The sequence below is a fragment of the Pectobacterium sp. S5 genome, assembly GCF_051707265.1.
Taxonomy (GTDB): Bacteria; Pseudomonadota; Gammaproteobacteria; order Enterobacterales; family Enterobacteriaceae; genus Pectobacterium; species Pectobacterium polare.
Map to the genome: position 1 here is coordinate 1334545 of NZ_JAULSZ010000001.1, position 15017 is coordinate 1349561.

14 protein-coding genes are annotated in these 15017 nt (G+C 52.8%); 4 read left to right on the forward strand and 10 right to left on the reverse strand.

The window, feature by feature from the left end; translation table 11 throughout:
- Positions 1 to 50: 50 nt before the first annotated feature.
- The 4 genes from thyA to rppH form a co-directional block, all read right to left on the reverse strand.
- On the reverse strand, positions 51 to 845 hold the full coding sequence (gene thyA / locus QWJ20_RS05955) for a thymidylate synthase (protein WP_095701828.1): 795 nt from the start codon (positions 843 to 845) through the stop codon (positions 51 to 53).
- 36 nt (positions 846 to 881) lie between these two features.
- Positions 882 to 1748 (reverse strand): prolipoprotein diacylglyceryl transferase, encoded by an 867-nt coding sequence (lgt, locus tag QWJ20_RS05960; RefSeq protein ID WP_433992390.1) that lies wholly within the window; start codon positions 1746 to 1748, stop codon positions 882 to 884.
- Between the two features lie 389 nt (positions 1749 to 2137).
- The gene (gene ptsP, locus QWJ20_RS05965) at positions 2138 to 4384 is read right to left on the reverse strand and encodes a phosphoenolpyruvate--protein phosphotransferase (RefSeq protein ID WP_433992070.1); all 2247 of its coding nucleotides are present in this window, start codon (positions 4382 to 4384) and stop codon (positions 2138 to 2140) included.
- A 12-nt stretch (positions 4385 to 4396) separates the two neighbouring features.
- Entirely contained in the window at positions 4397 to 4930 is a 534-nt protein-coding gene (gene rppH / locus QWJ20_RS05970) for an RNA pyrophosphohydrolase (RefSeq protein ID WP_010282870.1), read from the reverse strand.
- Between the two features lie 696 nt (positions 4931 to 5626).
- On the opposite strand from rppH, the gene mutH reads away from it, so the two are divergent.
- The 4 genes from mutH to QWJ20_RS05990 all read left to right on the forward strand — a co-directional run bounded on the left by mutH (position 5627) and on the right by QWJ20_RS05990 (position 8916).
- Positions 5627 to 6322 carry a DNA mismatch repair endonuclease MutH gene (gene mutH / locus QWJ20_RS05975; RefSeq protein WP_010282867.1) on the forward strand — a complete coding sequence of 232 codons (696 nt, stop codon included), beginning with the start codon at positions 5627 to 5629 and terminating at the stop codon, positions 6320 to 6322.
- A gap of 215 nt (positions 6323 to 6537) precedes the next feature.
- Positions 6538 to 7254: a TerC family protein gene (locus tag QWJ20_RS05980; RefSeq protein ID WP_174868756.1), complete on the forward strand. Its 717-nt coding sequence runs from the start codon at positions 6538 to 6540 to the stop codon at positions 7252 to 7254.
- A 174-nt stretch (positions 7255 to 7428) separates the two neighbouring features.
- Positions 7429 to 7647, forward strand: coding sequence for a YgdI/YgdR family lipoprotein (locus QWJ20_RS05985; RefSeq protein ID WP_174872011.1), 219 nt, complete (start codon positions 7429 to 7431; stop codon positions 7645 to 7647).
- 207 nt (positions 7648 to 7854) lie between these two features.
- Complete coding sequence (locus tag QWJ20_RS05990; RefSeq protein WP_433992071.1) at positions 7855 to 8916, forward strand: NADP(H)-dependent aldo-keto reductase; 1062 nt, start codon at positions 7855 to 7857, stop codon at positions 8914 to 8916.
- Positions 8917 to 9323: 407 nt separating this feature from the next.
- On the opposite strand, the gene phnE (QWJ20_RS05995) is transcribed toward QWJ20_RS05990, so the two are convergent.
- From phnE (QWJ20_RS05995) to phnL, 6 genes are all read right to left on the reverse strand, one after another.
- Complete coding sequence (gene phnE, locus QWJ20_RS05995; RefSeq protein WP_433992072.1) at positions 9324 to 10220, reverse strand: phosphonate ABC transporter, permease protein PhnE; 897 nt, start codon at positions 10218 to 10220, stop codon at positions 9324 to 9326.
- Between the two features lies 1 nt (position 10221).
- Positions 10222 to 11082: a phosphonate ABC transporter, permease protein PhnE gene (phnE, locus tag QWJ20_RS06000; RefSeq protein ID WP_095993852.1), complete on the reverse strand. Its 861-nt coding sequence runs from the start codon at positions 11080 to 11082 to the stop codon at positions 10222 to 10224.
- 125 nt (positions 11083 to 11207) lie between these two features.
- The gene (gene phnD, locus QWJ20_RS06005; RefSeq protein WP_174871994.1) at positions 11208 to 12140 is read right to left on the reverse strand and encodes a phosphonate ABC transporter substrate-binding protein; all 933 of its coding nucleotides are present in this window, start codon (positions 12138 to 12140) and stop codon (positions 11208 to 11210) included.
- 51 nt (positions 12141 to 12191) lie between these two features.
- The gene (gene phnC / locus QWJ20_RS06010; protein WP_433992073.1) at positions 12192 to 13019 is read right to left on the reverse strand and encodes a phosphonate ABC transporter ATP-binding protein; all 828 of its coding nucleotides are present in this window, start codon (positions 13017 to 13019) and stop codon (positions 12192 to 12194) included.
- 152 nt (positions 13020 to 13171) lie between these two features.
- Complete coding sequence (phnM, locus tag QWJ20_RS06015; RefSeq protein ID WP_433992074.1) at positions 13172 to 14308, reverse strand: alpha-D-ribose 1-methylphosphonate 5-triphosphate diphosphatase; 1137 nt, start codon at positions 14306 to 14308, stop codon at positions 13172 to 13174.
- Positions 14295 to 15008, reverse strand: coding sequence for a phosphonate C-P lyase system protein PhnL (gene phnL / locus QWJ20_RS06020; protein ID WP_433992075.1), 714 nt, complete (start codon positions 15006 to 15008; stop codon positions 14295 to 14297). Before phnL ends, phnM begins: the two co-directional genes overlap by 14 nt.
- Positions 15009 to 15017 lie beyond the last annotated feature (9 nt).

Consider the following 15017-nt stretch of genomic DNA (forward strand, 5'->3'; position numbering starts at 1 on the left):
AGAAACAAAAAGGGCCGCATTACGCGGCCCTCGAAAACATGGGGGAGGCTTTAGATCGCAACCGGTGCTTTGATGGCGGGATGTGGATCGTATCCCTCGATTTCAAAGTCCTCGAAACGGTAGTCGAACAACGTATCCGGACGGCGCTTAATCACCAGTTTAGGCAGCGCGCGTGGTTCACGGCTCAACTGTAAATTCGTCTGTTCCAGATGGTTGTTGTACAGATGCGTGTCGCCGCCAGTCCAGACGAAATCACCGACATCCAGATCGCACTGCTGCGCCACCATATGCACCAGCAGCGCATAGCTGGCGATGTTGAACGGCAGACCGAGGAAGATATCGCACGAGCGCTGATAAAGCTGGCAAGAGAGCTTGCCATCCGCCACGTAGAACTGGAAAAACGCGTGGCACGGTGCCAGCGCCATTTTATCCAGCTCACCCACGTTCCAGGCAGACACGATAATACGGCGCGAATCTGGATCCTGTCTCAACTGGGTCAGAACATTCTTCAACTGGTCGATCTGACGGCCATCTGCGGCACCCCACGAACGCCACTGTTTACCGTAAACCGGCCCCAAATCACCGTTTTCATCTGCCCATTCGTCCCAAATGCTGACTTTATTTTCATGCAGATAAGCAACATTGGTATCGCCGTTCAGGAACCAGAGCAGTTCATGGATAATCGAACGCAGGTGGCATTTTTTGGTGGTAACCAGCGGAAACCCGTCCTGCAAGTTGAAACGCATCTGATGACCGAAAATAGAACGCGTGCCCGTGCCGGTACGGTCGGCTTTCGGCGTGCCCTCTTCAAGCACTTTTTTCATCAGATCCAGATACTGTTTCATACTACCTCACCACGAATATTAAAGAAGGACGGCGGATTATTGCTGTGCAGGCTGACGGCGATAGGCCCAGACCATCATCAGAATACCGGCGATCACCATCGGCAACGACAGGATTTGCCCCATGCTGAACAGGCCACCGAACAGCCCCAGCTGCGCATCCGGCTGGCGGAAGAATTCAGTAATGATTCGGAACATGCCATAACCGATCAGGAAAAGCCCTGAAACGCTGCCCATCGGCCGAGATTTACGAATAAAGAGATTCAGAATGATAAACAGCGCCACACCTTCCAGCATCATTTGATACAGCTGGGAAGGATGACGTGGCAACATACCTAATTGATTAAAAATCGCCTGCCACTGCGGGTTGCTGACAGCCAGCGCCATATCTTCGCCACGCGAGCCAGGAAACAGCATGGCCCACGGCGTATCCGTCGTCACGCGTCCCCAGAGTTCGCCATTGATGAAGTTGCCCAGTCGGCCAGCACCAAGCCCGAAAGGAATCAGAGGGGCAATAAAATCAGCAACCTGGAAGAAATGGCGTTTGGTGCGATGCGCGAACCACAGCATGACGCAGATGACGCCCATTAAGCCGCCGTGGAACGACATGCCGCCATCCCAGACTTTGAAAAGATAGAGCGGATTTTCAAGAAATGATGGGAAGGCATAAAACAGGACGTAACCCAGACGCCCACCGACGAAGACCCCAAGGAACCCCATATACAGCAGGTTTTCGACTTCATCTTTTGTCCAGCCACTACTCGGTTTATTCGCCCGACGCACCGCCAGCCACATGGCAAATATAAAACCCACCAGATACATCAGCCCATACCAGTGCAGCGCCAACGGGCCAATTGAGAAAATCACGGGATCAAACTGAGGAAACGCCAGATAGCTTGTCGTCATCATTCACCACATATTTTATTGTGTTATCCCTGTTTTCGGGATCGTCATTGATAGGCAAAAGGCAGGAGAATGAATCCGTTCCTGCGAACCGCGGTGGCGAATCATAGCATACGCGCCAACGCTCGTTGATCGCATCGGGGAAAAGTTCTGTAAAACATTAATACTCGTCATACTTCAAGTTGCATGTGCGTTGGCTGCGCTCACTCACCCGAATCACTTACTTAAGTAAGCTCATCGGGATGAAATGAGAGACATCCTGTCTCTCACCGGAGGCCAGCCGTTGGCTGGTCAAATTCGTTCCCGACGAATTTGTCCTTCACTTGCCGCCTTCCTGAAACTTGAATTATTTAGAGTATATTCATAACGAAGGACCGCACCGCCGCGACAGATTAGCGTCCGCCGCGAATCAAGCCGCCCAATCCGCGATCTTCCATGAAAATCGCCGCCCACTGTCGGACTTCAGTCGCGCTCTGCGCACTGAGCAATTGCTTCACCAGCGCCTGCGATTCAGCCAGCGTAATTTGGCGCAACAAATATTTAATTCGCGCAACGCTGCGCCCGTTCATACTGAACGAGCGATAGCCCAACCCCGTCAGCAATAGCGCACCAAGTGCTTCTCCCGCCATTTCACCGCACACGGAAAGCGGAATGTTATACCGCTCGCACTCGACGGCAATCATATTCAGCGCTTGTAACATGGAAGGATGCAGACTGTCATAAAGCGATGCCACGTGGGCGTTGTTACGATCTACCGCCAGCAGATACTGCGTCAGATCGTTCGTGCCAACCGAAACAAAATCGATGCGGGAAGCCAGATGAGGGAGCAGGAACAGCATCGACGGGACTTCAATCATGATTCCAATGCGCGGCTTGGGCTGTGGGAAGCCCAGTAATTCTTCTACTTCGCCCGCGGCCTGATCGATCAGGCGACGTGCTTCACTGATTTCATCCAGACTGCTGATCATCGGCAGCAGGATATTAAGATTGCCAATATGTGCGTTAGCACGCAGCATCGCGCGCACCTGAATCAGAAAGATTTCAGGCTGATCGAGCGTAATACGAATGCCACGCCAGCCGAGACACGGGTTCTCTTCGCTAATAGGCAGATAAGGCAGCGGCTTGTCCGCGCCAATATCCAGCGTACGTAGCATCACGGGGCGCGTAGGATAAAGCGCCAACATGCTTTGATATTGCGCCATCTGCTCATCTTCGGACGGAAATCCGCTTTGCAGCATAAACGGAATTTCTGTGCGATACAGACCTACACCATCAACCTGATTGATAAAGCGTTTTTCGTGTTCAGCGCTGAGCCCCGCATTCAGCATGACCTGAATGCGTTCGCCGCTTTTCAGTACGGCAGGCTGTTCCATTTCGCCTTCGGCTAGGCGGGTCAGCTCATTTTCTTCCGTCAGCAGGCGCTGGTATTCCTGTACCAGCACGGGTTCGGGATCGACCAGCAGCTCGCCACGATAACCGTCGATGATTAGCAGACGCTGATGCAGCAGATCGGGCTGAATGTCCGCGCCCACTAGCGTCGGAATCCCCATCGCACGGACGAGAATCGCCGCATGCGAATTCGCGGCCCCGTCATACACAACAACGCCCGCTAGCCGCTCCGGCGGCAGCTCTGCCAACAGCGTGGCCGTTAATTCATCCGCCACGAGGATAAAGCGCTCAGGCCATTGCCCCATGATTTGCGCATTATCGTCGAGGTGGAACAGCAGCCGTTGCCCCAACGCGCGCAGATCGCCCGCCCGTTCGCGTAAGTAGGTATCTTGCAAATTGGTGAACTGCGCGGCAAAGCGCTCGATCACCAGTTTCACGGCCCACTCCGCAGCATTGCCCGCATCCACTTCCTGAAAGAGTTCACGCTTGAGTCGCGCATCATTCAGCAAGTGCGAATACAAATCGAAAATCGCCGCGCTCTCTTTCTGCGCGCTGGCGCTAAACCGCTTGCTGAAGCGGCGGAATTCCGCCGTGGCCTCTTCCAACGCCTGCGTTAAACGGGAGCGCTCACGCTCGCTATCCAGACTCGATGCGGGGAAAACCTGTTCCAGAGAAGGCTGGGTACAATCCTGCCAGCCAGGGGCAATCGCCACACCGGGTGCAGCCACTAGCGCTTTAACGCGTGTCTGGCGGTATTGACCGAAGAGCGTTTTTATCTGTGAAAGGGAAAGAATAGCGGCCATCTGCGTGGCCAGCGTCACCATGAACGATTCTTCGTTTTTATCAAACTGACGATGTTCACGCTGCTGCACCACCAGTACGCCCAGCAGGTGGCGACGGTAGATAATGGGAACGCCAAGAAAAGAGCGGAAATGTTGCTCTTTCACAGCGGGGATATATTTAAAGCTGGGATGCGCGCGAGCATCAGCCAGATTGATGGGCTCAGCACGTTGCCCGACCAACCCGACAATACCTTGCCCAAACGCCAGCGTAACCGTGCGCCCGCGCGGCTTTTTCAACCCGCGCGTTGCCATCAGGTAATAACATTGACGATCGTGGTCGGCCAGATAAATGGAACAGACTTCCGTGTCCATAGCCTGACAGGTCTCATTGACCAGAATGTCCAGCGCATCACTAAGGCGGGCCGTTGCCGCAACGTTTTCGACAATTTCTCGCAAGCGCGTGAGCATAATGTGCCTGAATTACCCTCTTTTTCGCCGAGGACCGGATGGCGTAACCACCCGAGCCGCAACACTCTCCTGAAGCAGTATCACCGGATTGATAAATTCCTTCATCACGCGACGATACACATCTCGCTTAAAAGAGACGACCTGACGTACCGGATACCAGTAACTCACCCAGCGCCAGCCATCAAATTCCGGCGTGCCGCTGCTCTGCATATTGATATCCGACTCATTACACATCAACTGTAGCAAAAACCATTTCTGCTTTTGGCCGATACAGACCGGTTTTGTATCCCAACGCACCAAACGCTTTGGTAATTTATAGCGTAACCAGTTACGGGTAGATGCCAATACGCGCACATCCTTTTTTCTTAACCCGACTTCTTCAAACAGTTCGCGGTACATCGCCTGCTCAGCACTTTCACCGGGGTTAATCCCCCCCTGCGGAAACTGCCAGGAGTGCTGACCATAGCGCCGGGCCCACATCACCTGCCCCTGCCGATTACAAATTACAATACCAACGTTTGGGCGGTAGCCATCATCATCGATCACCGGACTACCTCGATAAACATCAATGCAAAGATGACCTGATTGTTTCACACTCCCGTCAGGTGGTAAACCACTGCTTAGAAAGCATGTGATACGAATAAAAGTAAGATAACCCACAGATAAGATCAAAGTTATAAACATGTGAAGACCGGAATCGGCAATTTATTCACTTTTTCTGTGGACATCTTTGTGCAGAACCCATGAAGAAGTGAGTAAAACTCATTTTTAATGAAGAAAAAATATTAATGCGAATTAAAAAATAGTGCTTTTTATTCATAAAATTACAAACCATTTTACTTGAAATGACGACCCCTTATTTTTTGTTCAAATGGCATACAACGCAAGATTGGCGAAAGATCGCACTATGCCGATTTTATCCACAGGGAATACCACAAAGTCAGGCAATAAATAGGCAAAAACAGCAAAAAGGTCGGGAGTCAAGGCTGTAAATCGAACCAGTAATTCATGTTTATGTGGGTTATCCAAGAAATCTGTGGATAACCTAGTGTAAGATCCTGTTTATTGTCGGTGGCTATACGTGCACAGTTTGCAAAACGGTGTTAAGTGATCGCCATCACACTAAAAAAAAGCACTACGAATCATGCTATTATTGTTTTTCTCCACAGTCTTGCAGGCTGTGCACTGGTATTCTCTATCTATTGTGTTTTTTTTGAGCGGAAAAATATCGGGCTATACGCTATGAATTCACCCACGGTTCACACGACTGCGCCGCCAAGTGAGCACACGTTGCTGGAACGCGCGCAATCCCTCGCGGGTTATAATCTCGCGGAATTAGCGGACATCGCACGCCTGCCCCTTCCTGCCAACCTGAAACGTGATAAAGGCTGGATTGGTATCTTGCTGGAGCGTTTTCTGGGCGCAAGCGCAGGCAGCAAGCCAGAGCAGGATTTCCCCGACATCGGCGTTGAGCTAAAAACTATCCCCATTGATGAACAAGGCAAACCACTGGAAACCACGTTCGTCTGCGTCGCACCGTTAACAGGCAACAGCGGCGTGACGTGGGAAAGCAGCCACGTACGACACAAGCTCGCGCGGGTACTGTGGATTCCGGTGGAAGGCTCGCGGCACATTCCGCTGGGGGAACGCCGTATTGGCACCCCGCTAATCTGGAGCCCCAATGAAGAAGAAGAGGAACAGCTGCGCTGCGATTGGGAAGAGTTGATGGACCTGATCGTGCTTGGTCGGGTAGAAAGCATCACGGCCCGACATGGCGAAGTGCTACAGTTGCGCCCCAAAGCGGCAAATAGCCGAGCATTAACCGAGGCAATTGGCGAATTTGGTCAACCGATTCTGACCTTGCCACGCGGGTTCTACCTGAAAAAAACCTTTACCGCGCCGCTACTGGCCCGCCACTTTATGCAGCTCAGCAGCTGAATTTCATTAGCGCGATGTTCTATTAGCGCGATGCTTCATCAGCGCCCCGCTTCATCGTACACGAGCCTTATACGCCGCACTCGATTACGCAGCCAACGCACATGAAACTTGAAGTATGACGAGTATATCTCTACGACATCACACTTTCGCTTGCCTACGCACTAAGCTGGCAGAGTATAATATCGTTTACGTTTCGTTTAAGGTGTATTGAAATAATGTTTGATTGGATTGTTGATCCGAACGCATGGTTAGCGCTGGGAACGCTGACTATTCTGGAAATCGTTCTTGGGATCGATAACATTATTTTCCTGTCTCTGGTTGTCGCCAAACTGCCTAAAGCCCAGCAAAACAAAGCTCGCCGCATCGGGCTGATGGGGGCGATGTTAATGCGTTTGGGACTGCTCGCTTCTATTGCCTGGGTTATGCGTCTGACCGACCCACTGTTTACCGTCGCAGGCAATGAAATTTCCACTCGTGACCTGATCCTGCTCTTCGGGGGACTCTTCCTGATCTGGAAGTCGAGTATGGAAATTCACGAAACCGTCGAAGGCGGTTCAGCAGAACAGACTTCCAAGGTGTACTCTTTCTTTGGCGCGATTGTGCAGATCATGTTGTTGGATATTATCTTCAGCCTGGACTCGGTTATCACCGCCATCGGCCTGTCTGACCATCTGTTTATTATGATGGCAGCGGTCATCATCTCCGTTCTCGTGATGATGTTCTCTGCGCGCCCTATCGGCGAGTTTGTAGAACGCCATCCGTCCGTCAAAATGCTGGCCTTGTCGTTCCTGATCCTGATCGGGTTCACCCTGATTCTGGAAAGCTTCGACGTTCACGTACCGAAAGGCTACATTTACTTCGCCATGTTCTTCTCGATGTCCGTCGAAGCATTGAACCTGCTGCGCAGTAAAAAAGAAAAAACGATGCACTGATTGCCGCATAGCGAGCGCTCACGATAAAGGCATCCTAATCAGGCGGCGACCAGCCGCCTGATTACACAACATTAATTCTCTCCAAACACATTTTTTCCATTATTCCTACGTTATCCTCCGCAACCATTTGCTAGACTCACCCTAAGCTTTGGCATTTATGAACAGGTTAATATGATGAAAGTACGGATGAAAATGGCAATCACACTGGCGTTATTATTCACTCTGGCGGGCTGTTCCAGTGACTACGTGATGGCGACAAAAGAGGGGCAAATGCTCCTGACGCAGGGAAAACCCGTGCTGGATAAAGATACCGGGCTGCTTAGCTATACCGATGAGCAAGGTAATCAGAAACAAATCAACCGCGATCAAGTCTCCCAGATCGTACAGCGCTAACGGCAACGTTAACCCGATATATCCCCCATCGAACGACGCTCTTCGGCAAAATCATGCTGAAGAGCAACAGAAGAGACTTCCCCACTCGCCACGGCTTCGTTTATAGTCGAATTCAGGTGTGTTTTCCCAAACTCATTGGAATCGCAGCAAATCATGCGGAAATGACGGGAAATGCGCCTGCTATTTTCAGACATAAGGAAGCTGGCAATGCAATATCACCGTATTCCCCATAGTTCTTTAGAAGTGAGCGTACTGGGTCTTGGTACGATGACCTTTGGCGAACAGAACAGCGAAGCAGACGCTCATGCCCAGTTAGATCACGCCATTGCCGCAGGTGTTAACCTGATTGACACAGCAGAAATGTACGCCGTTCCTCCACGCCCGGAAACACAGGGGCTAACCGAGAGCTATATCGGTTCCTGGCTGAAATCCCGTGGCGGACGTGAAAAATTGATTGTGGCCAGTAAAGTCTCCGGCCCCGTGCGTGGAAACGATCACAGCATCCGGCCACAGCAAGCATTGGACAGAAAAAACATCCGTGCCGCGCTGGATGCCAGCCTGCAACGCCTGAACACCGACTATATCGATCTTTATCAACTGCATTGGCCACAGCGCCAGACCAACTGCTTTGGCAAGCTGAACTATCAGTATACGGATGACAAACCGCAATATACTGACGACAAATCGGTAGTAACGCTGCTGGAAACCCTGGAAGCGCTGAATGAGCAGGTGCGTGCCGGTAAGATCCGCTATGTCGGCGTCTCCAACGAAACCCCGTGGGGCGTGATGCGCTATCTGCATCTGGCGGAAAAGCACGACCTGCCGCGTATCGTGTCGATTCAAAACCCCTACAGCCTGCTGAACCGCAGTTTTGAAGTCGGCTTGGCGGAAATCAGCCAGCATGAAGGCGTAGAACTTCTCGCCTATTCGTCACTGGCGTTCGGTACGCTGACGGGGAAATACCTGAACGGCGCGAAACCTGCTAACGCACGTAACACGTTGTTTAGCCGCTTCACCCGCTATACCGGCCCGCAGGCTCAGGCAGCAGTTGCTGAGTACGTCGCGCTGGCGCAAAAGCACGGTCTGGATCCGGCGCAAATGGCATTGGCGTTTGTGCGCCAGCAGCAGTTCGTCGCCAGTACGCTGCTGGGCGCGACGACACTGGAACAGCTGCAAATCAACCTCGACAGCCAGAACCTGACGCTGGACGGTGAGATCCTTGACGAACTGGAAGCCATCCACCGCCGTTTCACGTTCCCGGCACCGTAAGCGCCAAATTCGGGGCTTACATGGGCCCCGAACCTTCCCCTTCATAAATAACTTCTTAGTCACATTTTTATGCAGATGCGGGGGCTGTTTCGTGCGCCACAATACCGCCATTTTCATGCTACGTCGCAGCACGCGCCCGACTCAGGGCGCTCAGTCGCCGCCGCCCTGAGAACCCAGGCTTTCCGGCTAAATTATGTCGCTGCGCGATGCCATCGGTGTTCATGACCGCTAGACGAGCCGCCAGTGACGCGTTCCCGACGCGGCACTAGCTTTCGCGGCATCCATGCCGCTCACTCGGCGGTCATGCCCACCGCTGCATAATTTCTTACGCCGGATAACGGCCAACCCCGTTTGCACCCTACATTAACTGTGTATAAGAGGCGGCTTCACTGGAGAAGAGCAGACACTTAATTATGGGCTTCGCTGTTTTTGGGCTGAAACAGCGGAATATCTTTGCCCGTGATATAGCGCCTACGCAGCCACGATGATATTCCATCCATAACCATCACTATCGCGACTAAAATCAGGGTGATAAACATCACCACATCCCAGTTCCATAAGCGCATGTTCTCTGCATAAACCAACCCGATACCTCCCGCGCCGACAAACCCTAATACAGCGGCAGAGCGGGTATTCGATTCAATCTGGTAGAGACTGAGCGCCAGAATGATGGGGAACGACTGCGTGAAGATACCAAAGCGGTGTTTTTGCAACGCATTGGCACCTAATGCGCTCAGGCCTCGTCCGGGCGAACGTTCGACGGCTTCGTGCCCTTCGGCGTAGAGCTTGCCGAGCAGGCCAATATCCTGCATCACGATAGCCAACAGCCCCGCCAGCGGTCCCAGTCCGACGGCACGCACGAATATCAGCCCCCAAATCGCCATATCAATACCGCGCATCATGTCCAACAGGCATCGCACCAACAACGCAATCGGCCGTAATCCGCGGCGCTGCATGATGTTACGCGCCGCAAAGAAGGAGAGTAACAGTGCGATACAGGTCGCCGTTACCGTTCCCGCAAACACGATTGACAGCGTGATGGCAATTTGCGACAGGTAGTAACTAAAGGGCCAATTGAGAAAGTCATGCCAGACAAACATGCGTAAAAAATAGCTCCCCAGCTGCGCCGAGCCATTGACCCACTGCTGCCAACTGATGCCAAAGGTCTGGAAAAAGAACAGGTAATACAGCGTGACCACCAGCGCCAGCAGCATAACTCGGCGTAGATAGCGCGACTGTATGCGAAACAGGTCGGGATGCTGCTTTTTCAATTGTTCGACATCAGGCGACGTCACAGTTTTCATATCACTGTCCTTCTACCACGCGGCGACGTAAATAGCCGGATAAACCATCCAGCAGCGAGACCACAACGAGAATCAGCAATAAGGTCATGCTCACCTGATCGTAGCGATCGAGCTTAATGTTGGTCATCAGTTCCTGGCCGATACCGCCCGCGCCGACCAGACCAAGAATGGTGGAGGAACGGAAATTAATCTCCATGCGCATAAAGCTGTAGGAGAGAAAAATCGGCTTTACCTGCGGCCAGAAGGCGAAACGCATAATCTGGAGCTTGTTGGCACCACAGCTTGCCAGACCGCGTACTGGCCGATCGGAAGCACTTTCCAAAGACTCATAAAACAGTTTGGTTAAGCTGCCGACGGTGTGCAGCGCCAGCGCAATAAAGCCAGGCATGGCACCAATGCCAAACGCCATGACAAACATAACCGCCCAACCCAGCTCCGGCATGGTGCGTAAAAACGCCACCAGTGCGCGGATAGTCACACGCAGCAGCATCGAACTTTGCGTATTCGCGGCGGCACAAAATGCCAGCATCGTGGCAACCGCCACCGCAACGATCGTGGAAGCCAGCGCCATTTGCAGCGTTTCCCAGATCAGCGGCAGCTGTATCGGCAGGCGATATCCCCAATAAGCCAGAGAGCCTTCGGTGTGAGCATTCGCCAGAAGCTGCTGCCAGTGCAGCACAGGCAGCGTATCGCGCAAGTAGCTGAAAAAACTTGGCAGAGAAGACCAAATGGTCGCGGGGCTGAATTCGGCGACCTTGCCCGCCCCCAGAAACAGGCAGGCCAGCAGTAAAGACCACAGCAGCGCCTCACGCTTCTGTCGCCCTTTAATCTGTTGATAATATTGCTCAAAGTCATTATTCAACGCAGTGTCCTGTTTACCGGGCAATACCGTATGCCCTGACTTTGCTTCGCGGACTGCCAATGGTAGTGCCCGTTCGATGTCGCGTCCGAACGGGCGTGAGGGAATGGCGACGCGCCTGCTCTCAATCAGCGATTGCCCTGCGTCAGTTCGCGTTTCATATCGATGATGTGTTTGTAGTCATTCAGGCTTGCCGGGCCGATATGCTGAGTCCCGCCCATCGCCTTGGTAAAGCATTCATGCTGTTCTTTATCCAACTTCATCACCGCAGTAATGACCTTCTGCTTGAAATCAGCAGGTAGCTTATTGCTGACCAGAATCGGGCCGTTAGGGATGATCGGGGATTGCCAGATAATTCGGATCTGCTGCATCAGATTCGGGTGATCCATGCGGATCAGGCGGGTAAAAGCGCCGGAGGTATAGCCCGAGTTGTAATCGCCCACCATTGATGTCCAGGCAACAGCACCGTCAAATTGACCGTTCAGTACGCCCAGAATGTCTTGCTCATGGCCGCCAGAAAACGTCACGCTGGAAAAGAAATTGTTGTATTTGTTATCGTTATTCCCGCCAAATTTCTGTTTAAAAATCTGATTAGGCACCAGAAAACCGGAGGTGGAATCGGGATCGGCAAAACCAAAAGATTTCCCTTTCAGGTCTTCCAGCTTTTTGTATGGACTGTCGGCTTTGACCACCACGACGGAGTGGTAGCCGCGTGACTGATCCTTATCGTCAACGGCGATACCAACAATATCTACCGCGTTAGGATCTTTCAGATAAACGGAGGCAAAAGACGACGGCGACATGCTCAGAACCAGATCGACTTTTCCCCCCAGCAATCCCTGAATGACGCCGGAGTAATCCGAAGCGTTACGCAACCGGGTCTCAACCCCCAGCTCTTTATCAAGGAACTGTTTGACGCACTGGTTATCACCGATCTGCTGTGTCGCATTTTGTCCGCCCAAAATACCCAAATTCAACTCCTTGGGCATCCCCGCCGCCGCCGCGCTGAAGACGGTCAGTGAGCTGGTCAACATCATCGCCAAACCAAAGATCTTTCTCATTGTTATCACCTGTTCTCGTGTCAAAGGCCATCGTGTTAAACGCATATCGCATTAATGTGCGTTCAGTTCATCGCCATACAGCGTATGAAGCAGCGGCTCATCCAATTGCGTTGGATGCCCGTCAAAAACAATGCGCCCTTGGGCGATCCCGATAACCCGCGTGCAGTAATGCTTCACCAGATCCACCGAGTGCAGGTTAACCATCACGCTAATCCCCTGCTGACTCACTTCCCGCAAGACATCCATGATGCGGCGGGTATTTTTGGGATCGAGCGACGCGACCGGTTCATCGGCCAATAAAATTCTGGGCTGCTGCATAAGGGCCCGACAGATAGCGACACGCTGCATCTGGCCGCCTGAGAGGTTTTCCGCGCGTTGTAACGCCTGTGGCAGCATGTTTAACCATTGCAACAACTCGATGGCGCGAGCGCGGTCTTCGTCGGAAAACACACGAAAGAGTGACTTGAGCGTGGAGGTTTGGCTAAGGCGGCCCAGCAAGACGTTGGTGAGGACATCCAGCCGCGGCACCAGACAGAAATCCTGAAAAATCATGCCGCAATGGGCGCGCCATTGGCGAATCTGGCGCGAGCTTAGCTTGATAATATCCTGTGGCTGCTCACCGCTGTAATTGATGATTTCACCGCCAGAGGCTGAAACCGTGCCGTTTAACAGATGCAGCAGCGTCGATTTTCCCGCCCCGGAGCGGCCAATGACGGCAACGAATTCTCCCGTGTGCAGCTCGAAGTTAACGTCGTCTAGCACTCGGTGTTGTGAAGACCACGCTTTCCCCACGCCACGAACGGACAGCACCTTTTGCGACCGAACGGGTTGCAACTGCGTATTGAATTCGAGGCCAGATTTCAATTGTGCCTGTGCCATCTTGATATCCACTGTGGTGAGGTAGCCCCCTCATTAAGAACAGATGGCGTGATGGTTTAATGAATAACAAATGATTAAATAATGACCAATTGAAACGATTTGTGAGGCTATCCTTAGCCGCGCCAAAATCCGCTAATAAGCCAATCAATCGATTAGTACACCTTCTGCCCTTTTGCCCACACATGACGAATATGAACATGGCCGTGAAGCGTATGAGCCAGAACCAGATCGGCACGCCCTCCTTCAGCAATCACACCGCGATCGTGTAATCCAATAGCGCGGGCGGGATTGCGCGTCAGCAAGGTGATAGCACGCGGCAGGTCATAAGGATTGCTCTCATCCTGTGCCAGACGAAATGCGGCATCAAGCAGGCTAGCGGGGTAATAATCAGAAGAGAGAATATCCAATAAGCCCTGCTGCGCCAGTTGGCTGGCGGAGACGTTGCCCGAATGCGAGCCGCCGCGTACCACGTTGGGTGCGCCCATCAACACCAGCAACCCTCGGTCGTGTGAGTATCTCGCTGCCGCCTCGGTAGTGGGAAATTCAGCAATCGCACAGCCCACCTGAAGGGATTCGTTAACGTGTTCTACCGTGGCATCGTCATGGCTGGCTAATGCGATCCCTTTTTTACGGCAGAGTGCCGCGATCGCCAGCCGATTGGGCTGAGACCAGCAAGCGGCCAACCCCCTCTGTTCTTCTTCAAACGCGTCCATCTGTAGGTTACTGAGATGATATTTTCCCTGAAAATACTCGCGGTATTTCTGCAACGATGTGTACTGACGCTGGCCGGGCGAGTGATCCATCAATGACACCAGCAGCAGGTCGGGGGTATTCATCAGTTGTTCAAACAGCGGCACCGTGGCGTCATACGGCAGTTCGCAGCGTAGGTGCAGCCAGTGTTCGGCGCGATTTAGTCCTTTTTCCTGTCCCTGACGGATCGCCTCAACCATTTTATTGAGGTTATCGAAGCGATGACCGCCGTCCCGCACATCGCCCACGGCAATCGCATCCAGCACGGTGGTGATACCATTCGCAACCATCAGCGCATCGTGGCTGCTCATGGCCGAGTAGGCTGGCCAATCCACTTTTGGCCGCGGGGTAAAAAATTTATCGAGATTATCGGTATGCAGCTCCACCAGCCCCGGCAGCAGGAATCCCCCTTCGCCATCAAAAGCCCCCGGCTGCTGGCTACATGCGCTGCTGACGTGAGCAATGACGCCGTTTTGCACGTCTAGCGATCCGTAAACCACTTCATTTTCCAATACCAAATGGGCATTATTGATAATCATGTTGCTGCACCCCGGGATAAGGTTGCATAGCGTGTAAATGCGTGGCGAGCCGGTTACGCACCGCACCGTCATGAAAAATACCGACAATCGCCGCCCCGCCCTCACGGGCTTCTTCAATCAGTTGAACCACTACGTTGCTATTGCCGCTGTCCAGCGACGCGGTGGGTTCATCCAGCAGGAGAATCGGGTAATCGGCGATAAACCCTCGGGCGATATTCACCCGCTGCTGTTCTCCCCCAGAAAAGGTCGATGGCGGTAGCGACCAGAGTCGTTCTGGTACGTTGAGCCGGGCGAGCAACTGTCTGGCGCGATCCTCACACTCAGCGCGCGCCATATCGCGCTCCAGCAGGGGCTGAATGACGACATCCAGCGTGGAGACGCGGGGAATCACCCGTAAAAATTGGCTGACCCAGCCAATCGTATCGCGGCGAATGGCAAGAATTTGCCGTGACGGAGCGTTCACCAGATCGACCCAGTGATGGTGATGCTTTACCCAGATATGGCCGCTGTTAGGCTGGTAGTTGGCATACAGCGAACGGAGCAGCGTGGATTTACCGCTGCCGGAATGACCATCCAGCACCACGCACTCCCCTGCTTTGACTTCAAAATTGGCGTCATGCAACACGGGCAACGCAGCACCGTGCTGATTGTGTAACACGAAGACTTTATAAACATGCTCAACGCGAAGCTGTGTGTTCATGGCGTGTTC